Annotated in this window: 22 protein-coding genes; 7 read left to right on the top strand and 15 right to left on the bottom strand. The window is 39.2% G+C overall.

Annotated features, from left to right (window positions below; genetic code table 11):
- Positions 1-51 precede the first annotated feature (51 nt).
- Positions 52-1,551 carry an MFS transporter gene (locus tag GTH24_RS19295; RefSeq protein WP_164526850.1) on the bottom strand — a complete coding sequence of 500 codons (1,500 nt, stop codon included), beginning with the start codon at positions 1,549-1,551 and terminating at the stop codon, positions 52-54.
- A gap of 86 nt (positions 1,552-1,637) precedes the next feature.
- On the opposite strand from GTH24_RS19295, the gene GTH24_RS19290 reads away from it, so the two are divergent.
- The gene (locus GTH24_RS19290; protein WP_115351079.1) at positions 1,638-2,192 is read left to right on the top strand and encodes a TetR/AcrR family transcriptional regulator; all 555 of its coding nucleotides are present in this window, start codon (positions 1,638-1,640) and stop codon (positions 2,190-2,192) included.
- A gap of 60 nt (positions 2,193-2,252) precedes the next feature.
- Here GTH24_RS19290 and GTH24_RS19285 read toward each other — a convergent pair whose 3' ends face one another.
- The 4 genes from GTH24_RS19285 to GTH24_RS19270 are packed head-to-tail and all read right to left on the bottom strand — an operon-like array spanning position 2,253 to position 5,935.
- Entirely contained in the window at positions 2,253-3,008 is a 756-nt protein-coding gene (locus tag GTH24_RS19285; RefSeq protein ID WP_072068904.1) for an iron ABC transporter ATP-binding protein, read from the bottom strand.
- 1 nt (position 3,009) lies between these two features.
- A complete protein-coding gene (locus GTH24_RS19280; RefSeq protein ID WP_072068903.1) occupies positions 3,010-4,017 on the bottom strand; it encodes an iron chelate uptake ABC transporter family permease subunit in 1,008 nt (335 codons plus the stop codon).
- A complete protein-coding gene (locus GTH24_RS19275) occupies positions 4,004-4,966 on the bottom strand; it encodes an ABC transporter permease (protein WP_164526849.1) in 963 nt (320 codons plus the stop codon). Before GTH24_RS19275 ends, GTH24_RS19280 begins: the two co-directional genes overlap by 14 nt.
- A 9-nt stretch (positions 4,967-4,975) precedes the next feature.
- Positions 4,976-5,935, bottom strand: a complete 960-nt coding sequence (locus tag GTH24_RS19270; protein ID WP_072068901.1) for a siderophore ABC transporter substrate-binding protein — start codon at positions 5,933-5,935, stop codon at positions 4,976-4,978.
- 452 nt (positions 5,936-6,387) lie between these two features.
- Between GTH24_RS19270 and GTH24_RS19265 the strand changes: the two genes are divergently transcribed.
- The 6 genes from GTH24_RS19265 to chbG all read left to right on the top strand — a co-directional run bounded on the left by GTH24_RS19265 (position 6,388) and on the right by chbG (position 11,748).
- Positions 6,388-6,714, top strand: coding sequence for a PTS sugar transporter subunit IIB (locus GTH24_RS19265; protein ID WP_072068900.1), 327 nt, complete (start codon positions 6,388-6,390; stop codon positions 6,712-6,714).
- Between the two features lie 94 nt (positions 6,715-6,808).
- Positions 6,809-8,167, top strand: coding sequence for a PTS N,N'-diacetylchitobiose transporter subunit IIC (gene chbC / locus GTH24_RS19260; protein WP_072068899.1), 1,359 nt, complete (start codon positions 6,809-6,811; stop codon positions 8,165-8,167).
- A gap of 60 nt (positions 8,168-8,227) precedes the next feature.
- A complete protein-coding gene (gene chbA / locus GTH24_RS19255; RefSeq protein WP_072068898.1) occupies positions 8,228-8,575 on the top strand; it encodes a PTS N,N'-diacetylchitobiose transporter subunit IIA in 348 nt (115 codons plus the stop codon).
- A 46-nt stretch (positions 8,576-8,621) separates the two neighbouring features.
- Positions 8,622-9,434 carry a transcriptional regulator ChbR gene (chbR, locus tag GTH24_RS19250; RefSeq protein ID WP_241254100.1) on the top strand — a complete coding sequence of 271 codons (813 nt, stop codon included), beginning with the start codon at positions 8,622-8,624 and terminating at the stop codon, positions 9,432-9,434.
- 160 nt (positions 9,435-9,594) lie between these two features.
- Positions 9,595-10,950, top strand: coding sequence for a 6-phospho-beta-glucosidase (locus GTH24_RS19245; protein WP_164526847.1), 1,356 nt, complete (start codon positions 9,595-9,597; stop codon positions 10,948-10,950).
- A gap of 36 nt (positions 10,951-10,986) precedes the next feature.
- Positions 10,987-11,748: a chitin disaccharide deacetylase gene (gene chbG, locus GTH24_RS19240; RefSeq protein ID WP_164526846.1), complete on the top strand. Its 762-nt coding sequence runs from the start codon at positions 10,987-10,989 to the stop codon at positions 11,746-11,748.
- Between the two features lie 645 nt (positions 11,749-12,393).
- Here the strand turns inward: chbG and GTH24_RS19235 are convergent.
- The 10 genes from GTH24_RS19235 to GTH24_RS19190 all read right to left on the bottom strand — a co-directional run bounded on the left by GTH24_RS19235 (position 12,394) and on the right by GTH24_RS19190 (position 26,580).
- Positions 12,394-12,945 carry an Ail/Lom family outer membrane beta-barrel protein gene (locus GTH24_RS19235; protein WP_072068894.1) on the bottom strand — a complete coding sequence of 184 codons (552 nt, stop codon included), beginning with the start codon at positions 12,943-12,945 and terminating at the stop codon, positions 12,394-12,396.
- A 245-nt stretch (positions 12,946-13,190) separates the two neighbouring features.
- Positions 13,191-13,679 carry a hypothetical protein gene (locus GTH24_RS19230; RefSeq protein ID WP_072068893.1) on the bottom strand — a complete coding sequence of 163 codons (489 nt, stop codon included), beginning with the start codon at positions 13,677-13,679 and terminating at the stop codon, positions 13,191-13,193.
- Positions 13,680-13,696: 17 nt separating this feature from the next.
- The gene (locus GTH24_RS19225; RefSeq protein ID WP_072068892.1) at positions 13,697-14,380 is read right to left on the bottom strand and encodes a hypothetical protein; all 684 of its coding nucleotides are present in this window, start codon (positions 14,378-14,380) and stop codon (positions 13,697-13,699) included.
- A gap of 26 nt (positions 14,381-14,406) precedes the next feature.
- Entirely contained in the window at positions 14,407-15,963 is a 1,557-nt protein-coding gene (locus GTH24_RS19220; RefSeq protein ID WP_241253999.1) for a formylglycine-generating enzyme family protein, read from the bottom strand.
- Positions 15,953-17,188 carry an ABC transporter permease gene (locus tag GTH24_RS19215; protein WP_072068891.1) on the bottom strand — a complete coding sequence of 412 codons (1,236 nt, stop codon included), beginning with the start codon at positions 17,186-17,188 and terminating at the stop codon, positions 15,953-15,955. The genes GTH24_RS19220 and GTH24_RS19215 overlap by 11 nt, the downstream gene beginning before the upstream one ends.
- Positions 17,169-17,861: an ABC transporter ATP-binding protein gene (locus GTH24_RS19210; RefSeq protein WP_082151777.1), complete on the bottom strand. Its 693-nt coding sequence runs from the start codon at positions 17,859-17,861 to the stop codon at positions 17,169-17,171. The genes GTH24_RS19215 and GTH24_RS19210 overlap by 20 nt, the downstream gene beginning before the upstream one ends.
- On the bottom strand, positions 17,861-19,864 hold the full coding sequence (locus GTH24_RS19205; RefSeq protein ID WP_072068890.1) for a vWA domain-containing protein: 2,004 nt from the start codon (positions 19,862-19,864) through the stop codon (positions 17,861-17,863). Before GTH24_RS19205 ends, GTH24_RS19210 begins: the two co-directional genes overlap by 1 nt.
- Positions 19,865-19,873: 9 nt before the next feature.
- The gene (locus GTH24_RS19200; RefSeq protein ID WP_072068889.1) at positions 19,874-20,881 is read right to left on the bottom strand and encodes a hypothetical protein; all 1,008 of its coding nucleotides are present in this window, start codon (positions 20,879-20,881) and stop codon (positions 19,874-19,876) included.
- A gap of 3 nt (positions 20,882-20,884) precedes the next feature.
- Positions 20,885-23,593 carry a putative virulence factor gene (locus GTH24_RS19195; protein ID WP_241253998.1) on the bottom strand — a complete coding sequence of 903 codons (2,709 nt, stop codon included), beginning with the start codon at positions 23,591-23,593 and terminating at the stop codon, positions 20,885-20,887.
- A 2-nt stretch (positions 23,594-23,595) separates the two neighbouring features.
- Positions 23,596-26,580 carry a virulence factor SrfB gene (locus tag GTH24_RS19190; RefSeq protein ID WP_072068887.1) on the bottom strand — a complete coding sequence of 995 codons (2,985 nt, stop codon included), beginning with the start codon at positions 26,578-26,580 and terminating at the stop codon, positions 23,596-23,598.
- Positions 26,581-26,583 lie beyond the last annotated feature (3 nt).

Genomic DNA, 26,583 nt, shown 5'->3' with positions numbered 1-26,583 from the left:
ATAAAAACGCACTTATTAATAAGTGCGTTTTTGCATAATATGTCCACTCTATTAAACGATGGTTTTCCTAACAGAATGGCGTAAGCAATAAGGTAAAAAAATCAAACTAAGTGTTGTAATAATTGCGGTAGTAACTAATACCACAAAAAAGGCATTTTCAAAGGCTAAATTTGCTTGAGATATCACAAGAGAAGCCATATCAATGGGTAATTTTTCTGCCACAATCAGGGCTTCGTCTAAACTGTCATAAGCTGCATCGTTGATAGCTAATGAGTCAGGTAATATCAGTTTTAAGGTATACACCGTACTCATCAAACTGCCCATAAATGTCACACCAATCACACTGCCCAGCTCATAAGCTACATCTTCAATTGAGGCCGCCATTCCCGCTTGCCTATCTGCGACACTTAACATAATTGATGTAGATGCCGTGGTAAAAATAATACCTAAACCAAAGCCGATTAAGAATAAGCTACCAATTAATACTATTGGAGATGTTGTTTGATAAATAGCAATTAACCATAGATTTCCCACTAAAGTGAGTAGAAATCCACTGATGATCAGGCGAACTTCACCTAGCCGTGTTAAAAAATAGCCCGCTAAAGGGGATGCCAACACAGAGCCAATTGGAATAGGTAATATGGCTAATGCCGCATTTAAAGGAGTAAAACCAGCAACAAGCTGTAAGCGCTGACTGAGTAGTAGTTCAATCCCAACAATAATTACCATTGAAAGTATGGCCATTAAAATACCGATACTAAAAAAGCGGTTTTTAAATAACCTAAAGTCAATCATCGGATGAGCCTGTTTACGTTGGCGTAGAGTAAATAGGGTGAGGAAAACGATGGCAATAATGGTGGCAATAGTAGCTTCATCCCACTGTGTATAAGGTTTTCCTATCTCTTTTAAGGCATAAATGGCACTGATCAAACCAATTAAGATAAGTACTGAGCTTAAATAATCGATTTTATGGCGACCATGTCCTGCAAATGTAGGAATAAGCCAAATAGAGAACGGCAAGACAATCAGCACAATAGGGACGTTAATTAAAAAGACAGAGCCCCACCAAAAATGTTCAAGCAACATGCCACCAATTAAAGGGCCTAAAGCCGCTCCGCCAGAAGCAACCGCAGACCAAATGCCAATCGCAATAGCTCGCTCTTGTGGGTCGCTAAAAACTTGGCGAACTATTGATAGTGTTGCAGGCATACTCATTGCAGCACCCACGGCTAAAAAACCTCGGGAAGCAATTAAAGTGGTTGCTGTCGGTGAGAAAGCAGCACATAGAGAGGCAATTGCAAAAAGAGGAAGACCACAGATAAACAGCGTTTTATGACCAATTCTATCGGTCAGCATACCTGCTGCGGGTAATAATCCAGCAACAATTAATGGATAAGCATTCATTATCCAAAGTTTTTCTGAAGCACTTGCGTTTAAATCATGAGTTAAACGTGGCAATGCGGTATAAAGCACGGTTACATCAACAACAATGAGAAACAGCATGCTAGATACCAAAAGTAATACTATCCAACGTTTATAATCTTTTATCATAGAAATCTCAGTTATTTTTATGTGTATTATTTTTACTAGCGGCTATAATATAAATCCATACGACCGTATTTAAAAGAGGTTTTTTTATGGGGCGTCAAAGAACTATTGATAGAGAAAAACTGTTAGAAGTTATCTTCGACATTGTAATGGAGCAAGGTGCTGCGGCATTAACCATTGATACGGTGGCGAAAAAAATGGGAATATCAAAAGGGGGAGTTCAATACTGTTTTAGTAGTAAAGAGGCAATGATTGATGCAATGTTTGAGCGCTGGGAAGAGTGCTATGAAACGAAATTTAAAGAGGTGATTGAAAATGACAATTCACCTGAAAATCGTGTTACTGCACATATTCATGCAACGCTGGAACATGATCAAATCTCTTTTGCTAAAGGGGCGAGTTTAATGGCAGCATTGCTACAAACACCAGAATATCTGCAAAGTACAAAAGAGTGGTATCAACAGCGATTAGCTGGGTTAGATACAACAACAGAGGCTGGAAAACGAGCAAGGCTGGCTTTTTTGGCGACAGAAGGCACTTTTTTACTGCGTTATTTTGGGCTAATGGATATTGATGACGATGAGTGGCAATCTATTTTTGAAGATATTGATTCTGAGTTACTTCAGCAAGGGAGGAGGCAATAAAAAAGCATATTGTTAAGGGAACAACATGCTTTTTATTGATGATAATTGGGCTAAATAGAATTAGTAATACATAGCAATTAGCTTATTATCGATCTCTTTAACGTCAACGGGTGTGTCGAAAATATCTTCGATAATATCTGCTTTCATGATCTCTTTAGGTGAGCCGTGATAATACAGTTGTCCATTACGCATGGCTAAAATATAGTCAGAGTAAACAGAGGCAAAATTGATATCATGAATAACGATAATAATAGTTTTCCCTAATTCATCTGCAGCTTTTCGCAGAAGTTTCATCATTATTACCGCATGTTTCATATCAAGATTATTCAGTGGCTCATCAAGCATGACATATTCTGTATCTTGGCATAGTACCATCGCAACATAGGTACGTTGACGTTGCCCACCCGATAATTCATCTAGATAGCGGTGACGAAATTCAGTTAGATTTAAAAAAGCTAATGACTCATCAATCACTTTTTTATCCTCGAGCGTTAAACGGCCTTTGCTGTAAGGATAACGCCCAAATCCAACTAATTCTTCTACGGTTAAACGGCTGACGAATTGGTTTTCTTGGCGCAGTATTGAGAGGTTTTTTGCCAGCACATCACTATCTGTTGCCGCAACATCCATGCCGTTAACACTGACCATGCCACTTTCAGGAATTAATAAACGGCCAATAACAGAAAGCAGTGTGGATTTACCTGCACCATTAGGACCAATAATCGAAGTAATTCCGCCACGTTGAATTGTTGTTGTAATATTATCGAGAACGGTTATATCTTGATAATGCTTTGATATCTTGCTGATTTCAATCATATTAAAGTCTTCTTAACACCAAATAGATAAAGAACATCCCACCGACAAACTCAATCACAACAGAAAGTGTTCCTGTCATTTTTAAACCATATTCTAAAACGAGTTGCCCACCAATTAAGGCGATAGTACCCAGTAAAAAGGCAACAGGCATTAAGAAACGGTGCTGACTACTACCACTGATATGGTAAGCAAGGTTAGCGACAATTAAACCTAAGAAGGTTAATGGGCCGACTAAAGCGGTCGAAACAGCGACTAAAACAGAAATCAGTAATAAGATATAAGTGGTTTGCTTGCGGTAATTAATGCCAAGGTTAATCGCATTCGCTTGGCCTAATGCCATTACATCGAAGCTATAGCGCATCCGCCAAAGTAAGATACCGACGACAACGATAATGGCTAAAGCGCAAAAGATAAGGTCAGGCGTTGCTCGGGTAAAGGTGGCAAACATGCGACCCTGTAAAATGGAGAACTCATTAGGATCCATTAAACGTTGCAATAGTGTGGCTGAACTACGAAATAACGTACCTAAGATAATCCCAATCATCAGGACTAAATTGATGTTAAAACGTACGGAGCTAAACAACCAACGATAAAGTACAACCGAAAATAGCACCAATAATGTTGATTCTAAAAAGAATTTTGATAAGTTCAACATCCATGATGCAGGCATATCGCCTTCAAAAAAGACAAACACGGTTTGTAGTAACACAAACAGCGCTTCTAAACCCATTAATGAAGGAGTCAAAATACGGTTGTTGGCAATGGTTTGAAACAGGATAGTCGAAACACCAGCTGCAAATGCCACCACAATCATGGTGAGAATAATGTAGGCACGATGAGTCAGAATATAAGAAATATTGCCGTTTAGGTTTATCGTCATAAATAACACAATAGATAATAACGATGCCCCTAATAATAACCAGATACGAGACATGGGTGAAAGGCGCATTTTCTTATGTTCGGCAGCGCCAGTACATTTGCTAATTATGGATGAATTAACTTTTTGCATAACGTTGCTGCTTTAGTAGTAAAAAAAGGAAAATGACGGCACCCACAGCGCCTAAAATAACACTGGCAGGAATTTCAAACGGGTAGCGAATAAGTCGGCCTAATACATCACACAATAAAACAATCGCACCACCACTCAAGCAAACCCATGGAATGGTTTTACGAATATTATCACCCATCACTAAGCTCACTAGATTAGGTACAATTAAGCCAAGGAAAGGTAAGGCACCAACAACAGACACAACCACACCACTAATCAGTGCGATAATGGATAATCCAATGATCATCACCTTGCGGTAATTAAGTCCCACATTAATGGAGAATTCACGTCCCATACCAGCCACAGTAAAGCTATCAGCAACCCAACATGCCATTAACGCAAGCACACCAACAAGCCATAAGAGTTCATAGCGGCCTTGTAATACACTTGAAAAATCGCCACTTGTCCATGCATCTAAAGATTGCAATAAATCGAAATAAACAGCTAAGAAGATAGTCAACGCACCGATAACAGCGCTAAGCATAATCCCCACTAAAGGCACTATTAGTGTCGTTTTTAATGTGATCCTTTGCAGAAGCAGCATAAATAACAAAGTACCAAGAAGGGCGAAAACGGTCGCTACCAACATTTTGGTAAAGATGCCAGCTGCTGGAAAGAGCAACATAACGACTAATAATCCAAGACTTGCCGATTGAGTGGTTCCCGCAAGAGAGGGTTCGACAAAACGATTTTGGGTTAGTAGTTGCATAATTAAGCCTGCAACACTAATGGCACCACCGGCGAGCAATAATGATAGGGTTCTTGGAACACGGCTGATAAAAAAGATATCGCGCATATCGGGATCAGAAAAAAGCGAAGCAGGAGTAATATCTCCTGCGCCGACAAATAGACTGATCATTGAGAGGATAGCAACAAGTCCTATCCCCAATGATAAATGGAACGTTTTCATTCAGTTACTTTATTTTTTTTGATCCAGTGCTTGATTGATAGTATCCATTAAGCGAGAGTAAGTTTGGATCCCACCGGAAATATAAATAGAGCTTGCATCAAGATAGATAACTTGGTCTTTATTCCAAGCATTTACTTTTCTTACCAGCGCATTATCAAGGACTTGTTGCGCAGGTTGTGAATCTTCACGACCAATCGCAGCGTCACGGTCAATAACAAACATCCAATCTGGGTTAAGTTTTAACAGTAATTCAGAGTTGACGATGTTGCCGTGTGAACCTGGGCTATCAAAAACATAAGCAGGTTCAAAACCTAATACGTCATAGATAAAGCCAAAGCGAGAGCCTGGGCCATATGCTGAAATTTTACCACCACTAACTAGCACAACCATCGCTTTGCCAGCATCCGGTGTTTTGGCTTTTACAGTATCAATTTTACTATTGAAATCAGCCAATAATTTTTTGGCTTGTTCTTCTTTGCCAAAAATTTGACCTAATGTTGTTGTACGTTCAGCAAGGCTTTCGACAAAACGTTTAGGGTCGATATCCATTGAAATTGCAGGCGCAATTTCACTTAATTTCGCATACGCATCGCGAGCACGGCTACCACTTAAAATTAAATCAGGCGCTGTTGTGCTGAGCTTTTCATAGTTTGGCTCGAATAACGCACCTTCATTGATGTAGTCGTTTGGGTTGGTGTATTTTTCTAAGAATTTAGGTAAATGAACATTGGTTTGTGGCAGACCAACAATAGGAGCACCTAATGCATCAATAATATCAAGGGTTTCCATATTCATCACAACCACTTTCTGTGGGTGAGCTGGAATTTCAGTTGTCCCTTGAAAATGTTCAATCGTGAGAGTTTGTTTCTCTTCTGATTGTGCTGTTGATGTGTCTTGAGCGTTATCACAACCAGCGATAACAAGTGAAGAAAGCAGTAAAAACAGTGGGCTTAATGACTTTTTAAACATTCTCTTTCCCATATTGTTGCAACACGAAATAAGACGGATCTTTACAGCAGTGGCTTAAATGTCGATCCACAAAGAAGATGATAATACCATCAAAAGTATAAAGAGTAATGATACTAATTCACATTCTCATAATAATAAAGGGTTAACTTGACTAAAATGGCGAAATTTTGCGAGAGATCATTAAAGGAAAATAAAGAACAAATTTTGTGACGTGAAAGAACTCTTAAGATTATTTGCTCAATTTGTGAAGAGTGTCAAAAGAGCAGGTCAAGGAGAGACAATTCTTAACCTATAAGAAATATCGTTAGTTAGTATCATTGCGTATACTTCATTCAAGCAGAAACAATCCTTATTTTAATCTTACTTTGGTTTCTGTACTGACACAGTAATGAATGCACAAGAGAAAACCTTGTTATCTCTAGGGTAAATCGTTGCCAATTCAAGAGGGTTTTATGCAAAAAAAATATATTTACTTATTTTGTTCTGCTGGCATGTCAACATCCCTTCTCGTGACCAAAATGCGAGCACAAGCAGAAAAATATGATGTGCCTGTGGTCATTGAAGCTTTTCCTGAAACTTTAGCTGCACAAAAAGGGCAGGATGCGGATCTGATTTTGCTGGGTCCACAAATTAGCTGGATGTTACCTGATATCCAAAAATTACTCCCGAATAAACCGGTCGAAGTGATCGATTCTCTGTTATATGGAAAAGTAGATGGCTTAGGCGTGTTAAAAGCCGCTGTCGCCTCTATTAAAAAAGCATCTGCAACAACAAATTAATTTTATTTTTTTATTATTTAAATTTTTTATTCCAGTCAAAGAGCGAATTTTTCAGCAAGCCGAGTAATTAGCGGCATTTAAAGGGTATTTTTCTATGAGTAAGTTCATTGGTTCACTTGAAAAGGTACTCCTTCCTTTTGCGGTTAAAATTGGAAAGCAACCTCACGTTAATGCGATTAAAAATGGCTTTATTCGTTTAATGCCGTTAACCCTTGCAGGGGCAATGTTTGTACTTATCAATAACGTTTTTCTTAGTTTTGGTGATGGCTCCTTTTTTTATTCTCTAGGTATCCGCCTTGATGCGTCAACAATAGAAACACTCAATGGGTTTAAAGCTATTGGGGGGAATGTCTATAACGGTACATTAGGTATAATGTCGTTGATGGCGCCGTTCTTTATCGGAATGGCATTGGCAGAAGAGCGAAAAGTTGATCCAATTGCAGCAGGCTTACTCTCTATTGCTGCCTTTATGACGGTAACACCTTACAATGCAGCTGGGGCTTATGCTGTTGGCGCTAATTGGCTAGGTGGGGCAAATATTATTTCAGGGATCATTATTGGTCTTGTTGTGGCTGAAATGTTTACCTTTATTGTGCGTCGTAATTGGGTTATTCGATTACCTGATAGTGTCCCCGCTTCTGTTTCGCGTTCTTTTTCTGCGTTAATTCCTGGTTTTATTATTTTATCAATTATGGGGATTATTTCGTGGGGGTTAGCGACGTACGAAACAAATTTCCATCAAATTATTTTAGATTCTATCTCAACACCATTAGCATCAATGGGTTCTGTTGTAGGTTGGGCATACGTTATTTTTACCTCTCTACTGTGGTTCTTTGGTATTCATGGTTCACTGGCACTTGCTGCACTTGATAGTGGCATTATGACACCGTGGGCATTAGAAAACGTATCACTTTATACTGAATACGGTTCAGTAGAAGCTGCTTTGGCAGCCGGTAAAACGTTCCATCTCTGGGCGAAACCGATGTTAGACTCCTTTATCTTCTTAGGCGGTACAGGGGCAACACTGGGGCTTATTATTGCAATCTTTATTGCATCCCGTCGTGCGGATCATCGCCAAGTTGCTAAACTGGCATTACCAGCAGGTTTATTCCAAATTAATGAGCCGATTATTTTTGGTTTACCTGTGATTATGAATCCAGTGATGTTTATTCCTTTTATTCTTATTCAACCTATTCTTGCTGCAATTACTGTGACTGCTTATTACTTAGGGATAATCCCACCAGTAACAAATATAGCGCCATGGACGATGCCAACAGGGTTAGGTGCATTCTTTAATACTAACGGCAGTATTGCAGCACTGTTATTAGCGCTGTTTAACTTGGGTGTAGCAACACTGATTTATCTTCCTTTCGTCATCATCTCAAACAAAGCACAAACTGAAATTGAGAAAGAGGAGAGTGAAGAAGATATTGCCAATGCATTGAAATTTTAAGTCATAGAAAAAGAAGTGCAGAGGTTTATCTGCACTTCTTAGAGTCAAAGAGGATATACCATGTTAGATATTGAAAATGCAGTTGATAGCAGTGCTACAGAAGATGAATTTGAAGAGATAATCATGGGCCTTATCATTAATTCAGGCCAAGCACGCAGTGTCGCTTATGGTGCATTAAAAAAAGCCAAAGAAGGTGATTTTGAGGGTGCTAGAAAGTTAATGGAGCAATCACGTGAAGCCTTAAATGAAGCTCATAAAATACAGACACGTTTAATTGGTGATGACCAAGGTATCGGAAAAACGAAAGTCAGTTTAGTTTTAGTCCATGCACAAGATCATTTAATGACATCAATGTTAGCCAGAGAGTTAGTGACAGAATTAATTGAGTTGCATGAAAAGATAAAATAAGGTGAATACTGTGGTGGAGTCATTGAGAGCACAAAGCGAAATACGCATGGTCTATGAAGATCAGCTATTTAATGGCAAAAATTTTCATGTCTTTATTTATAATAAAACAGAAAGTGTCAGTGGACTGCATCAACATGATTATTATGAATTCACCATTGTTTTAACAGGACGTTATTATCAAGAGATAAATGGCAAAAAGGTTTTATTAGAGCGTGGTGATTTTGTTTTTATTCCCATTGGCTCTCACCATCAGAGTTTTTATGATTTTGGTGCGACACGTATTTTAAATGTAGGGATCAGTAAAGCTTTTTTTGATAAACATTATCTCTCGTTATTACCTTCTTATTTTATTGCCTCACAGGTTTATGAATTAAAAAATGAGTTTCTCTCTTATATTGAATCTGTTATTAGTTCATTAAATTTCCGCCATACAGAATTTAATGAATTTATTGAAATTGTCACCTTTAATGTGGTGAACAGATTACGACACCATCGAGAAAATAGAACACAAGATGATATTCCTTTATGGCTAAGAGACACCGTAAGCGAGATGCATGACAAACAAAAATTTGGTGAAAATGCGATTGTTAATATGGTGATGCTATCAGGAAAATCACAAGAGTATTTAACACGGGCAACACGGCGTTATTACGATAAAACGCCTATGCAAATTATTCATGATATTAGAATTAATTTTGCAAAAAAACAGTTAGAAATAACAAATTATTCGATAACCGATATTGCTTTTGATTCTGGCTATAGTAGCCCAAGTCTATTTATTAAGACATTTAAGAAAATAACATCATTGACGCCAAATAGTTATCGAAAAAATTTGTGCAGTATTAAAGAAACAAACTAATTCATTATTAAGCGTAAAAAATTAATCAATAATAAAGATTGATTTTATTTGAAATAGAGAGAAAGAAGAAAATAAGCTTATTTTCTTCATGGCTCTTTACGTCTTAATTTCGCCATTAATACACAAATAACAGCATTATTGTGCTGTATGGGAGTATTTTATGAGTCATAAATTAAAAATCGTTACCATTGGTGGTGGAAGTAGTTATACGCCTGAATTGTTAGAAGGTTTTATTAAGCGTTATCATGAATTACCAATCACTGAATTATGGCTAGTGGATGTAGAAGAAGGAAAAGAGAAGCTTGATATTATTTTTGAGCTTTGCCAACGCATGGTAAAAAAAGCGGGTATTCCTTTAACCGTTTATAAAACCCTTAATCGCCGTGAAGCGTTAAAAGATGCTGATTTTGTCACAACACAATTGCGGGTGGGTCAATTGAAAGCAAGAGAGCTTGATGAGTCGATCCCGTTAAGTCACGGCTATTTAGGACAAGAAACCAATGGCGCGGGTGGGTTATTTAAAGGGCTACGCACGATCCCTGTTATTTTCGATATTATTAAGGATGTTGAAGAAATTTGCCCTAATGCATGGATCATTAACTTTACCAATCCAGCGGGCATGGTAACTGAAGCCGTTTATCGTCATACTAACTTTAAGAAATTTATTGGGGTTTGCAATATCCCAATTGGTATGAAGATGTTTATTACAGATGTGCTTAAGTTAACAGATAAAGATGAACTCTCCATTGATTTATTTGGGTTAAATCATATGGTGTTTATTAAAGATGTCATTGTAAATGGTCAATCCCGTTTTCCTGAATTATTGGATGGTGTCGCTTCAGGAACATTAACCGCAGGTTCGGTGAAAAATATTTTTGATTTACCTTTTAGTGAAGGGCTAATTCGTTCTCTTAATATGTTGCCGTGTTCTTATTTGCTTTATTACTTTAAGCAAAAAGAGATGTTGGCTATAGAAATGGGTGAATATTACAAAGGCGGAGCTCGTGCTAAAGTAGTACAAAAGGTCGAGAAACAACTGTTTGAGTTATATAAAGATCCTGATTTAAATATCAAACCGAAAGAGTTGGAATTACGTGGTGGTGCCTATTATTCTGATGCGGCCTGTGAAGTGATTAATGCTATTTATAATGATAAACAAGCTGAGCATTATGTGAATATTCCACATCATGGTCATATTGATAATATTCCCGCAGATTGGTCAATTGAAGTGACTGCAATTTTAGGTCGAAATGGTGCTAAACCTCATCCTCGTTTAACGCATTTTGATGAAAAAGTAATGGGATTAATTCACACCATTAAAGCCTTTGAAATCGCAGCCAGTAAAGCGGCTATTAGCGGTGAATTAAATGACGCTTTATTAGCGATGAATTTAACGCCATTGGTGCTTTCCGACAAAGATGCAGAAGTGCTTACTCGTGAAATGTTATTAGCGCATAAAGCACATCTACCTCATTTTGCTAAAGCAATTGCAGAGTTAGAAAAAGCCTCTCATTAATTGTCGGCAGATAAATATAAGTAATAAGGAGACAGAATGGCTGGTTTATTGATTGTGAATGCGGATGATTTTGGGCTTAGTAAAGGCCAAAACTACGGTATTGTAGAGTGTTTTCGTCATGGTGTTGTTAGCTCAACAACGGCACTTGTCAATGCTGAGGGAATTGAACATGCAGCACAATTGCGTCATGAGTTGCCTGGCTTAGGTGTTGGGCTTCACTTTACTTTGACGATGGGTAAACCACTGTCTCCTTTACCTTCTTTAACGCGTGAAGGTGTATTAGGGAAATGGGTATGGCAAATGGCAGAAGAGGGCAATTTACCGCTTGATGAAATTCGTGTTGAGCTTAACGCACAATATCAGCGTTTCATTGAGATCTTTGGTTGTGTGCCAGACCATATTGATAGTCATCACCATGTGCATATGTTTAAGCAAATCTTTCCTATTGTGGCGGAGTTTGCCAAAGAAAAGTCATTACCAATGCGGGTTGACAGACCGTTAGCACAAAAAGAAGGGATTGATACCCAAGGTGTGATAAGTAGTGATGGTTTTGATAGTCAATTTTATGGTGATGAAATTACACAAGCCCTCTTTTTAAGGGTGCTTGATGAGTCTAAAGCACGTCATGAGCAATCGTTAGAAGTGATGACGCATCCTGCTTTTGTCGATAATCCATTACGCGCAAGTGGTTATTGTTTTCAGCGTCTAACCGAACTTGAAGTATTAACAGATAGCGCATTACAGCATGCCATTTTGGAAAGAGATTATCAGCTAGGCACGTATCAAGATTTAATGTAGTGGTTTTTTAGACAATCGGAGTCTGTGTTATTCCCCTGGTGTGGGTCTTTTGAATTATTTTGCCTCTGTTTTTATAAAGCAGAGGCATTTTTGTTTTTACGTGTTTTCATTAAGTAATAATGTAAGTGCATCTGAAACATAACAATAAGATTGTGGTGCAGTGAAACCAGTTTTTTTAGTTTTGCAAGAGGGATCGGTTTTTCATATTCAATTATCTCTTTTAACCAAATTAGGATCCCTTTTTTATCACCAACAAGGTTGTTTTCTAATTCATCGGCTGAGATGGCAATTTTATCTAAATAGGATCGTTTTATTTCACGCTTAGTCGCTTTTTCTATTTTTTCGATATAAGCATGACCTATAATGGATTTTTTAGGCGATGAGCTATAAATATATATTTTATTGTTTTGTATAAAATTTAATCACACTAATTTTCGAAGCTCTATAACTTTATTACCTTCATAAATTTTTTTAACGTATTTAGGCTTAATGCTAATAATAAATTTTTTTAATAATGATAAGGTATTGTCATAGATGATACAAAGTTTAGCTTTTGGGATTAAAAACTTAAGTGAAAATGTATTTTTCTTTGAATATAATTATAAGATAAGCACATATCATAAAATAATATGTGCTTAAGTTTATTTAAAAACGATAACCGATATTAGCAATAAAACCGTCTAAAATAATTTTATTGTCGGTATCTTTGAATTTAAAACGACTATTCTCATACCCAACAGAAATCGAAACCATTTCTGCTGGATTAATGATTAAGCCAGCACCCCAACTAAATGCATTTTTCTTTAATTTTTTTAATTCTGAACTTTCAGATTTAAATTGAATTTGGCTCATACCTGCGGTGCCATAAACACTTATAAAATCATTTAAGCGTAATGTAGGGCCTGCCATTACAGAATAATAACGTGCATTTACATCTTTAAAAAAAGTATTAACAGGCTTATTCAAATCATATTCATTTTGAGCATAAGTGGCTGTTGCTAAAATACCAAATTGTGAATTGATTTCTTGACGAATAGAGAATACACCACCATGCATTGGATTTTGACCTGCCATTTTAACTTGTGCATAACCCGCTGAAAGTGTGGTTTTATCTAATTTAAAATCATCTTGAGCATAAACAGAAGAGGTCGCCAATAAGCCACTAATAAATAAAGTTGATAATAATTTTGTTTTCATTAGTTATATCCCATAAATAAAAAACGGAGAACGTATTATGAAGCGGGGAGATTATAATAATGAGTTTGTTTTTAATGGAATAAAAAATAGTACATATACTTAAATAAGGTTATTTTATTAAAGTGTCTATTTAATTATTAATAAATTTATTAATAATTAATATAATAAGTAATAGAAATAAATAATGAAACGAAAAAGTAGATACAAAAGGAAGGCTCTCTATTTTCTAGAGAGCCTTTGGGGATTTATTTAAGTCCTAGATCACTTTGTAGACTAATGATTTGATTTTGTAAATTCTCTAACTCAAGTTGTTTTTCCATCACTGATTTTGATGGATTGTTTTGTGCCACTTTCATTTGCTTATCAATTTCATTGATCTGCTTTTGAATATCATTTTGCCCTTTAGTTTTTTGGCGAATTTGATTTAACAGATTATTCATTGATTGGCTTAATGCACGTTGGCTAGCTTGTTTACTTTTTAGATCTGCATTGGTCTGTTGTTTTTCTTTCTCAATGGCAGCAAGAACAGCTTTAAACTCGGTGTTTAATGCTTGTTCATTACCTAAAATCGCTTTTTTTTGTTCAATGCGATTATCATAAGTCCCTGAATAATTACAGTTAAATTTAGTAATTATACTGACATCACCCGTTGTTGGATCACAATCAGCGGGATTGGTGACACAACCGCTTAAAAGTAAGGTCATGCCAACAAGGGAAAGAGGTAAAAGTTTCATTATCATCCTTTTTAACGTTAACTAAGTTTTATTGCTGTACGTTGGGTATAAAGGCTATCAAGTTCTTCTTGTAAAGAGGTTACTTGTTGCTTCATCCCATTGATTTGTTTATCAAGCTGTGCCGTTTTTAGGCCATCTTGGCGACTTTGTGCAGCAATATCACGCCATTCACCTTCACGTTTTTTCATATCCGCTAAACGAGAACGAAGTGCTGCAATATTGGCATCAATACCTTTTAATTGTTTTTCAGCAGCGGCTTTATTAAGGCGTTGTTGTTTCATATCTTGCTCAATTTTTGCAAGGGCTTTTTTATCATCAGCAATAACCGCTTTCGCCGTATTAGAGGCGCTTTGTAAGCGCTGATTTTCATTTTGAATATCAGCAATCATAGAATTGAGCATCTCTTCTTTTGTCGCGTAATTTTGGCGTTTGTTGTCTAAATAGGCATTTGCACCAATACCGACACCACAACCAGCTACAGCTGCAATGAGCATACAAGCGCCTTTATTGCTGGAGTTTGAGACTAAACAGCCTAATGCGCCAATTGCTGCACCGCCTGCACAAGCAGTAATACCTGATTTGCTGAAAAACTCCATATCACTATTATTTTTCAAACGAGGATCAGTACCGTTATTACTTTGGCATCCTGATAAGGCAAGTAATGCACTAATGCCAAGTACCGCCATAAGTTGTTTGTTCATACCACACCTATTATCCCAAGTCTCTGTTATTGTTTTTTACATGCTTCGAGCCATTCATTCCGTGATACTTTACCGTTAGCCCAATATCCTTGGAGCCCCTGCATATACGTTGAAAGGTACGTATTTAAATTTGATTTACCTCTGGCTTCCATTAATTGGCGTACAACGTCAATTTGCGGTTTAACTAAAGAGGCGTCATATGTGGTTGCCATATCCACTAATGTGTCAGCGTAATAGCTCACAACAAAGTCGAGCGTTTTTTTATGTTCGTTAACTTGTTCTTGACGTCGTTCACATGTGGCATCTTTAGTGCCTGAAGGACAGTTTTTTTCATGTAATGCGATTAATCTGTCATAGAACTCGCCATCATCTTTTAATTTGGTACATAAAAAAGCACCTAATTGTAGTGAGGTACGGATAGCTTGATCACGCTGTTCATCTCGTAGTTGTGCATTTGCCCGTAAGGTGTTTTTTAATTCAGCTAATTGTTTTTTCAATGCTTCATCTTGCACTTGGGTTGAGAGTGTATTCAGGCTATTGATGGAGTTATCGCTATTAGTTTTTGAGTTGTTGCTGGCTGGTTTCTCATTGCCTAATTGCTGCCACTCTTTTTCTATTTCTTTGATCTTATCGCGTGATGTTAATGCTGGAGCAACAACAGCTAAACGAAAGCCTGTGTATTTATTTTTATTCGCACCCGTATTGGTGTAATAAGGCTCTTCTTGGCGCCATGAACTGCGCATATCACTCTCTGGTGTTAGATAACTACCACCACGTACAATAAATCCACCCGCTTGTCCGTGTAAACGGTCGAGTTTGTTTAATCGAAAAGGCTCAAACATCATTTCAGCGACATTACCTAACATGTCATGTAATCCGAGAGGATTTGGCGATAACAGACCCGTTAGCTGTAAAGAGCCGTTAGCAGATTGGCTGCCTGCCGACCAAATATAGTTTTTGGTGCCTTCCGGCATAGGAAAACGAATATCTCGGAATTCTGACGCTGAGACTTTTAGGCCACCACGCGCTGCGAACTCCCATTCTGTTTCTGTCGGTAACCGTGCGAAGCCTTTTGCGCCATCTTCAATGGGTAATGCTTCTGGATGATGGCTTCTTAACCATTGATTATATTGATCAGCGAACTGCATGGCTTCATACCAGCTAATATTCACTTTCGGTAAACGTAATTTATTTGAGGCAACAGGGCACTCTTTACCATTAATGGTGCTTTGCATAGCGTTATATTGCAGATCAGTAACGGGATATTTCGCCATAAGGTAATAGCGGCCTTTTTCTTTGCCTTTTAGTGGGAAGCTACCAGCAATATGTTCAGCTCGTGATTGCTCTAAATAACCCCACTCATCGCCTTCTTGCCCTAACGTAACGCTGTAGTCTTGTAAAGGCTGACTGAGAGGGATAGTTACTTGGCGAAAGACCATCGAACCTTCACAAGGAAATGGCAATATCACATCATCAGGTAAGGCTTTTGGGTTAACAAATTTATCATCCCATTTGGCTGATGCCATAAAACTGCTAGATAACAGCGCAAATGATAAAGTTAAAAGCGATAAATTAAATTTCACGTAAGCTCTCCGCAGGTTCAATTGAAACGGCACGTAATGCCCCAATACTGGCAACGACTAAGGCCACAAGTAAGGCGCTGCACATAGCAATCAAGAGATCCCAAAACGTTAACTGGCAAACAAAGGCTTGTTCAGGTAAATGGGTGCCTAATAATGTGGTAAATAAGCGACTACCAATCCCATAAAGCCCAAGGGCTAAAATAAAGGCAACGCTCGTTAATAGCAGCGCTTGTAATACAATATATAAAGAAACAGCAAATTGACGGAAACCCAGCAGGCGTAGGATCGCCATATCTTTGCGTTTGCGGTCAATATTGGCAAGAAAGGCCCCAATTAATGAGGCGATACAACCTAATAGTGAGACCCAAGCAATGACAGAGAAAATAACATTAAGAACATAACTGATTGCTTTTACAGAATCTATTTGGCTTTTTTGTGTTATCACATCAATGTGTTGTTGCCGAAACCAATCATCTAATGGTGCGATGCTATCTAAATTTTTGGCATAAAGACGAGCTTTAGCAAACTGAGTTCTTGGTTTTGCCTCAACACCTTGTGTAATACCAAAAAGAGGAGCTTGATAACCATCTCGGTAATCTTCCATTGCGACTAAAACATCAAGAGAAACAAAGGCTGCTGCTCTTGAAAATTTGCTATCACTGATAATGGCACCCACAGTAAAGGTACGCTTTGCGCGTTCATTAACACCATTAAGTTTGCGGCTGATAAATAATCGGATGTTATCACCGACATTAGCCTGTAATTTTTGCGCAGCATTGGCGGAGAGTACTAACGTGTCTGCATTGTTAGGTATAGCCACACCCTCTAATAAAGGATCGTTTTCTGCTGTTGGTATGATTTCTGCATTATCAATAAAATGTTGTCCATCAATCACAATATCAGCTTGTGTATTTAAACTTCGTGTTAATGGGATAACAAAGCGGACTTCTTCTTTTTTCGCAATTTCATTAAACCAACTTTGCGGGTAATTACCATTGCCTAACATACGTATTTCAAGATTACGGGGATCGTTGAGTAGCTGATTATGAAGCTGTGTCACAATGCCATTTTTTAAGCCAAACAGCAGTAACAATGGGGCAATCACAGAAACGAGAGAAAACACAATACAGAGTGCAACTTTGCGATCGTAAATTAAGTCACGCCAAGCAAGTGAGCTGAGTAAGCCAAGACGATTAGGATTGGCGCTATTGTTTGATAAAGACACTACCGCCTCCTTCGAGTTGCGCATGATAGTGGCTAAATCCAAAACGCTCGACTAAAGACCAATCGTGACTAACAACCAGTGCAGAGATCTCCAGTTGTTTTACCATCTCTACAATGAGTGCATACAGCGCTTGTGCATTATGGGGATCAAGGGCTGCTGTGGGTTCATCAGCAAGTAATAATGCTGGCTCGTGTGCGATAGCGCGAATAAACGCTGCGCGTTGGCGCTCACCAATGGAGAGTTGGCGTGGAAGACGAGTTAACAGTGGGCGTAATTGCAGATGGTCAATTGCATGATCGAGCCAAGCGGAGTGCGGTGTTAACCCCAGCATTTTGCGAGGTAATTGAATATTTTGCATGACGGTTAAAAAAGGCAGTAACCCGCCACTTTGAAGCATAAAACCCAATTTCTCTGCTCGTAATGATGCGAGTTGTGCTTGCTCATTACTTAGTACGAATTGTGTGAGAGTTAAATCATCATCGAGTTGAAAATGGGTTAATTCATCAGGGCGTAAAATAAGCCCAATCATTTCCAACAAGGTACTTTTTCCACAGCCACTTAATCCGGTTAGTGCGCCAATTTCTCCTTTTTCAAGGATCAATGAAGGAAGCGCAACACGAAAACCATGTTGCGCATCACCACGCGTAATTGCCATGCCTTCAATCTGGATCATTAAGGCAGGTTTTCCAGTGGAACAGGGTAAACGTGATCGCGTGGATCACTTTGTGGCGCAAGGGATATCCAACGATCAACATCTTCATTATAACGTTGATAATATTGTAACTTTGTATTTAATCGGCGGATAAATTTCTCTTGCTCAAGACCATCCCAACTTTTCCAAGTCTCTTCATCTAAACCAAGCACTTCACTTAAGTAGGGCAGGTTTTCAATATATTCACCCAACAAGCCCATTTCACCCAATTTTGTCGCAGAGCCTTGTTTGATTTGATTTGGATCGTTACCCATTGTTGCGGCAATCGAACGTAAATCAGCAAACATATTGTCAGGTGAGATCAACCCTTCATTAGCAGCATTCACGATTTTTTTCATCACATCACTTAAATCGCTAAGCTCACTTTTGGTCAGTAATACTTGTACTTCTGTTGTTGGTATATTTTGTTGTAATAAGTCTCGATCACTAATCCATGCTTTAAAGACTGGAGGTGCTTTTGTGCCCTGTTTCTCACCTAAATACGCTAAACGCATGGCATAACCTAAATCATGCGCATCGTTAAGTAAGGCATCAGTTTCTTTATTTTTGCTATAAGTAGGATCGGCATTTAGTGCACTGCCTACGGTGGCTTCACCGCGATAAGCGGTTTGAATTTGCGTGGTTACTGCAGTTGCAAGGCTATCGACCATCCGACCAAAACTATTTACATCCCCTGAGTTAATAGGGTAGTAAAGGGATTTGTGTAAGAACGGATTCAGCGTCAATGTCTCATATTGCGCTTGTGCAGAAGCATGATTTTTTGCCCCCGATGGGGTTTTTAAGTGCAGTGTATAAAGTGCAACACCACGATAAGCGGCTTCTTGGCGAATTTGTTCAGCATCGAGCTTAGTTGATGAAAGAGGATCATCCCCCGTTAATGCCCCCGCGTCAGTGATTAAAATAACGTAACGCGCACCAAAACGTGTCCAATCAACGTCGTCAAGGGCTTGCATAACACCAGCATATGCATCTTCATCAAAACGACTACTTGAGACTTTTGCTTGGCGTAACTCTTTTACTTTATTTAGGAAATCAGGGCCATCTTTTACGTCATTGGGGTTGACAAACATTTTGCTGTCGTATTCCAATGCGGGGACAGCTTTGATATTAGAGCGAAATGCCACTAAACCAAATTTTACCTTATCCAACATATTGTCTTTTTCGACTTGAGCATAAACCTTCTGAATCGCTTCTTTGGTTCTATCAATATAAGGGTCCATTGATATTGTTGAGTCGATAACAAACACGACAGCCGCAGAAAAACCTTGCATCATATTGTCAGCATCTTTGCTGTCTGGCGTGGCCGGTTTTGTATTGTTTGCGGTTGCATTTGTATTCTGTGCCTCTTTGCTGTCTTTGGTTTGAGAAGAGACAGAGGCCACATTGAGGACTCGCACTTTATAGCCCGCATCAGTAAAGACTTCATCTGAACCTAGTACAGGTAACAGATAAAAATTACTTTTCTGATCAATCATATAATCAGGCTCTTTAGCTAAAACAGCCGGATTGATTTTTTGATTTTTGATATCAGCTAAAAAAGGTTGATACTGTTTTTCGGGAGTCGGGCTTTCAAGTAAGCCTTCAACCGTTTGTTTATCTTTGAAAAATAGCATGGGGTTACGACCCGCTGGGTTAGTAAAAGCCAGCGTTAATTGCATTTTCCATTCAGATGTACAGCTTGCATTCATCCATCCACTGATATGACCCAAGCTATCAGGGCCGACTTGTAACCACTCATTAGCGCCTTGTTTTTGACGCTGATATACATAAAAACGGCTAAATGCGGGTTGTTCTTTACCTGCTGCGCCAATTGTGTCTGCCACTTGGCAACCTGGGTAGGTTAATACACGCTGATAGAGAGTCTTTTTACCCTCTTGTAATAGCGGTTTTTTCTCTTCAGCACTTGCCGGTGCTGTCAGAATTAAACCACTGAGAATAAGAGTAAGCCAATGCGCCTTTTTCATACGACTTTCCTATTTTTTCAGTGCTTCAAGACGCGCTTTTGCGTCACTGTTTTGTGAGTCATGATTAAGAACAGCTTCGTACCAATAGATAGCTGTTTCTTTGTCTGCACCAAAGCAACCTTGTGCTGATGCTGTTTCTGGATCGTATTCACGAGCATAATTTAGTGCGATTTCAACATCACCTGATTGCGCTTTATATGCATATAAACGTTGAGCAACGTCACATTGATTGTTCTGTTTAGCTTGTTCAATTGTTGTAAGAATGGTTTTGCTATCTGGTTGGCTCTGTATACAACTTTGTACAAAAGCGAGCGCCGTACCTGATTTCATATTTTCAACACTACACACACTTGGTGTTGATGGCTCTGGTGTCGGTTGTGGTGCTGGTTCACCTGCTGGGTTGCCTCTTAGCAAGAAGAACCACGTTAAGATACCCGCTAAAATTAAGATCAGGATAATCGCTAAAATTAAACCAATTTTAGATTTTTTCGGAGCAGGTGGTGTGGGGCGTTGTGGCGGTTCATCTACCTTAATTTCAGGAATAATTGGCTCAGGCTCAGGCTCTTTGATTGATTCGGGCTCCGGCTCCGGTGATGTTTCGACAATGGGAGCAGGTGGAACAGCTTGAGTATCTAATGTCGCCGTTGATTTTAATGCTTCGCTTTGACCTTGTGCTTGAGAGGCTAATACACCATCACGAATACGTAGTCGGCCAATATCTTGTGTTTCATTATCGTCTTTTAACGTAAATTGATAGGCCATTTGTAAGTTACTAACAAGTGGATCAACTAACGTTTTATCAAGGACGATTTGATAGCCGTCCTCGGCATCTTCAAGAGAAAGCTGATGGAAAAAGGCATTACCTACCCACTCCCCTTTATCATTTAAGAAATAGCGATCTTGGTTACGCTGAATACTTAAATAAACAGGGGAAGCATCACCTTCCCAATTACGAATACTTAATACCGCAAAGCCAGGACGAGCAGGTTGTACGGGTTTTAATTCTGGATTAAACACGAATTATGACTCCACGACGGATGATTTCATGGTTTGAATGATTTGGCCTAACTGTGCGTTTTGTTCAGCACTGATTTCTCTTCCTGCTGAATGTCCTGCATTCTCAGTAATAATCGTCGATAAAGCGATAAGCCAATCAATTACAAATAAAAGGGTATAGTTAACAGGGTTGGTGGGTAAGCGGACCAAACGCTCATCATCACCCCATTGCACGCTAGTGTTATCGGGTCTTTCAAAGATCTTATGACCCACATTAATTTTGCTATCTGGCTTCTCAACACCGTTATCTTTGAAATTAAACCAAGTAATAAAATCACCCAGTACATTATAAACGCGAGATGATTGTTGTTCGGCTAAGTCATCACGACGGGCAATGGCTTCTGTTCCGGCCAGAGTTTTCAACATACGTTGTTCAACACCAAGACGATTGATAGCTGTAATAAGTTCATCGACTAACAGCACCATAATTTCTTGGTCGATGCCTAAATAGGTTAACAATGTACTGTTATCTGGCAGACTACGCAGATGGTTTATCCATAATGCCATCACTTTTTTAGGGTAGGTAACCTCATTGCCATGGCCTTTGGGGGCTTCATCTTCTTCAGGTACCAAAGAGATTGGTGCATCGCTAAAGAGATCAAATGTCGGTTGTTCCATAGCAGCAAAGGCAGAAACTGGGGCTTGTGTTGCTTTTTTGTTGTCTGAAAGGGTATCGATAACCTCTTTTTCTTGCATATATAGGTCGTAGAGAGATTTGCGAGAAGGCAACAGATAGTCGAGTAATGCACCTTGTAAATAAGGACGACTTTGCATAAAACGCAAAATAGTCGCGGCATTACGGCGTTTTACCTGTAATTCTTCTTCACCACCTGATTGATACCATTTTTCAAGATGATGACCGATTAAATCACGTTGAATTTCTTGTAGTTGCTCATTGATACGTTCAAGCTTTAGTGATTTTAAGGCAACGGTTTCAATATAATCAGCAAGGCGTTGCATACCGCCATCGTTAAGCGACAACATGGCATCCCATGCTTGGTCTGGATCACGAATATAACGTTGGACAGTTTCATCTTCAGCAAATGTTGTTTTCATCAGATGTAATTGTGAAATACTGTCTTCATTTAGAACCGTTTCTTTGCCATTACTGATTTGAATAAACGGTGTGGGGACGCCCGGTTTACGTACTAAAAAGGTATTATTAAACGCTTCACCATTGATCCAATCCGATGACATCCATTCGTATTGACCAAAGCGCTCTAACATCGCCATTTTTATCATGCCACCTTTACCCCATGATTGGCGTAATAACGCTTCATTCATGGTTAAGGAGTTGGTAATACGCATATCAAACATAGTCATCGCCCAAATCAAGCCAGAAGGGCGTTTAGCACGAGTTTGTGCATCTTTACCTTGTGTATTGTTGATCCATTCTGTGAGTACTGCACCGACTTCTTTTACATCGGATTGTTTGTTTGATGCAGTACAAACCACCAGCACATTCATTTCTTGGTTATCGGTATAACGCTCAAACAGATAGGCGACTTTGCCCCGAAGAATAAGCTGAGCGAGTGGGTTTGCGCTATCATCATTGACTTGACGACGCACGTCCGCCATGGTTTCAACACCTAAACGTCCGCGATAACCCGGAAAATCCAGTAGCTCAACCTGTTCAAATAGCGTTTTGCTTGGTGCATCTAATAACGGCACGACTAATTCAACGGTGAGTGCAGTCAGTTCCGCTAAAGAAAGGGTTACAGGGGCATCAATACGATCACCATGAATAGGACAGATACTGATCTGGTTATCATTGGCAGTATTGAGACGTTCTAACATATCTACGTTCATAATACTGTCGTTTTGTATTAACACACCGTCTTGTTCTTTGACTAAAGAAGAAAGCGGAGCCAAAACCAAGGATGCATTGCCTAAAGAGGCAAGTGTGGTGCTAAAACGCTGATAAGCAGATGTCAGTTCTGCAATGTCGCCCCATAACACTGAAAATAACTTAGCACGTTGAGCTATGCTCAGATAAGGCGCTAATTCAATCGCTTTAGGCCAATAGGTTGTTGCTAATTTCTTCTGGCTTTTTTCGGCGTGACGTTGCAGGTAATCCCATAATGAAACGACATCATCGTGTGTAATACCTGCGACAGCGGTGGCGCTACATTGTGAACTTAATGAATTGATTAAACGAGAGATTTTTTCTTCATCTAATTCAAAATCAATTTTTTCCTGATTAAAGTCATACAGATAAGCATTAGCAAGGATCTTAACAATTTCAATTTCGCTAAAAAGGTGTAGCTCTACTGGAAACTCTTGCGTACCTTTTGTTGCTTTGCGACTAAAGCGAGTGACTAATCCCGTAGCCTCTTTGCCACCCCCTGGTGGGTTGATATGGTCGATAAAATCAAGAGTTTTACCTGACATGCTGGTTCTTAATCGTCCTTCTTGCCCAGCAGCAAGGGCTGAGATCAGGTACGATTTTCCTGCCTGAGACAGGCCAAAAAAGCCGACTGACATTGGGCGTTGGGTCGCTAAGCTGAGATTCTTCGCCATATTACGGCTACGACGCAGGCGATAGATAAGGCTATCAGCTTCTGTATTTAAACGAGGTGCATTGCCTCTTACTGCGCTAACCCAATCAATAGCTTTGCCTGCGCCTTGATAAATGGCATCCCATTTAGCTGTTAACTGTTTTTCATCCATCATATTCATTTACCTAATACACTCCCGCTATCCAGCCAATAGGATGTTTCGCCAATACCACTGTCTGCTAACGTATTGAGTTTGAAGCTTAAACCACTCTTATTAACGCCACCTTTACCATTAATAAGCTCCATTTCTTCAATACGTAATTTTTCAGATTTGTTGTCATTATTATGGCTAGAGGCTCCGCGCTCTTCTCCTAGCTTGATATGTAATACGCTGTCCTCTTGGCTTAATTGTTGTGCCAATTTTGGATTTTTAATGCGTAATGTATAGAGTGGTGAGGCTGGCCAACGGGCATTATCTAATTGACGGAAACCTAAACGTATCCCGCCTCTGACTTCAAAATAGGTATCTGGATCAGGCTCAAACTTATCCTGAATATCTCGGTAATAAACGTCATTATCAGAAATGGTGTTGTTATTATCTAACATTCCTAAATAACGCACTGTTGAGTAAGTTTTAAAGTTACCTGTTGAGAAATAGAAGTTGAGCAAACGTGCATTTTCAGCCATTAAACACAACATCGCACCAACTGCTGCGGTTGATTTGGGATCGTCAATGCGGCCTTTTTTGTTGAACGGATACCAACCCCCCGTTTTGTAACCATGTAATGGCAATATACGAGAAGGTGGTACAGGCTGTAATACTTTTAATAGTGCTTGAATACCCGGTAAGCGAGAAGGGCGGCCTGTGAGCAGTAAAACATCACATGAGTAGTAATAAAGCACCTCACACAGCGCTTTTAAGCTACGGGTGATATTAATACGTTCACCTGAAATAAATTCAGCGTGTAGTTGTGTAAAATTAATTTGCACTGGTACGTTTAAGATAGAAAAACTCTCTCCGCCACCTAACTCTTTATTGGCAGCGTCGTCAATATAACGACGCACATGCTCTGTTGGTTGGACATCTAGCAATTCTCCAAAGGTGCTGTTAATACCTTCATGAGGCACTAATGGATCGAAATTTTCGTACTGGCTTAAAATACGTAATCCAATTGGATTGAAGATTTGTAAGGTAAGCTGTTGACGCAATACTTGCTGACCTGCATCTAAACCTTCACTACCAAAAAGAGAAGACATTAGGGCATCGGCATCAGAAATGCCAATATCCGTTAATGCTGTGCGTAATGCAGGCAAAACACAAATCTGGATGATATCTAATAAAATATCATCACCCGCAATTTTGAATCCTTCGCGGAATAATTGTGTTGGAATAATTTTGACGTTGCTTCCTGTTCCCGTATCCAGTTTATAGCGAGTGATAACGAGATCGGTTGTGCCACCACCAATATCAATTGATGCAATTTTTAACGTGCTATCACCTGTTAATGCGCGGTTATCTTCTCGCACTTGGCTAGCAAAAAAAGCTTCAGTACGTTCACCAAATTTAATTTGTGTTTCGTTGTAGAGGTAAACTAACTGACCACAAGTGGCTTCATCCCATTTAACGTGGATATTGGGCATCGGTATACGACATTGGGTATCTTTACCATCAAAATTCAGTTTTTCATCAGTTGGATCCCAATTCATTGCTTTCCAAATTAGCCCTAATGCGTTTTCCATGCATGTTTCAAAAATAGCACGCTCTGGTTTTGGCATAGCGGGTGGAATAGTCAAAATGATATTGCGTAATTGACGAGGCGCACTAGCATGGCTCATTTTAAGACGCTGAGCCGGGCTGTTCATTTGTGTTAATGCCTGAGCTAACACTTCGGTTAACATCATGGTCATTAATGAACTACGCGTGTAGTTTGGCGTAAAGACAGGCATACGAAAGTCAGGATCTAAACGGAATAACGGTTCACCGTGATCGTTAAGCAGATAGGTCATAGGTACAGCAGTTGCCAGAGGCTCTCTGTCTGTTTGACCAAAAGAGCGACTAAAGCGCCAACCTGGAGAATACGGTGAATCATCCCATAAATAACGTTTAGGGCTTGAAATACCCGTTGAGCCTTCAGTTCCTAAGCGTTGTGCTGCCATGCGGTTAGCTTCAGGGCCAACACGACCAATAGTTGGCCACATAAAGGCATTATTTCGACCACTACTGACTGAAAAGTCTTGTTTACCAAATTCCGCTTGTGCAAATTCAACACGGCTTTCAAAAGGTTCGTTGTAGATTTGATAAGGGTGGCTTAAATCACGCAATGTCATTTCATAAAGTTGAGTTAACCCTTTATTATCATTGATATGATCTTCAATTAAGATCCCACATGTACGTGAGTTACCCACATCAAGGATAAGGTCGACTTCAATGGCCGGCTCTTGTGGTTTGGTTTCATTAATTTTGATTTCAGGTAAGTGGAGTTTCTCACCTAATATATTGAGCAAATTGAGATAATGTGCTTGATGTTGAAACTCTTTAAGCGCTTCCTCAAGTTCATCGTGATATATCTTAGTGACCGCCAGTGCTCTTTCACTAAAGACTTCCTTTAACCAACCATCAATCCACGGTGTTTCAAGGAAATTTTCTACCTCATAACCTAGATAGGCTAGTGCAAAAGCAACACCAGAGCGAACATCTTCTTCGTTTGGTGCTAGATAAGCCGTATTGGTGCGATTGGGTTCAATACGAGTATCAAAAGCCACTACAATGCGATGCGTATGCCCGTCTTCATCTGGTTCTGGCAGTTGGTGAAACATCATTCTCACCCAGTTATCAGGGCCTTGAGAGAATGAACGAGGCGGATTAAAGCGGAAAAATGGCACTGGCAACCAAGTGTCATTGAATAAATTTAATGACTCATCAAGAGAGAAGCTAAATTCTGCTTCTCTCGGTGTTTGTGGTTGATTTTTCGGTGCTGGGTAAAGATAGTTATCGTCTCGCTCATTGTAGATGAGTCGCATTAACGGACCGTTTTCACCTTTTTTAACAAACTCACCGTACTCTTTACGCTGTGGTAGCGTAAAACCAAAATCCAGGAACTGAATATTACTGTCACGGATAAGGGTTATTTTATCTTTATAATCGGTCAGTGGCGCTAACATGAA

The sequence above is a fragment of the Proteus vulgaris genome (assembly GCF_011045815.1).
Taxonomy (GTDB): Bacteria; Pseudomonadota; Gammaproteobacteria; order Enterobacterales; family Enterobacteriaceae; genus Proteus; species Proteus vulgaris_B.
The sequence above is the reverse complement of the archived record's forward strand: the minus strand, read 5'-3'. Positions and strand labels throughout refer to the sequence as shown.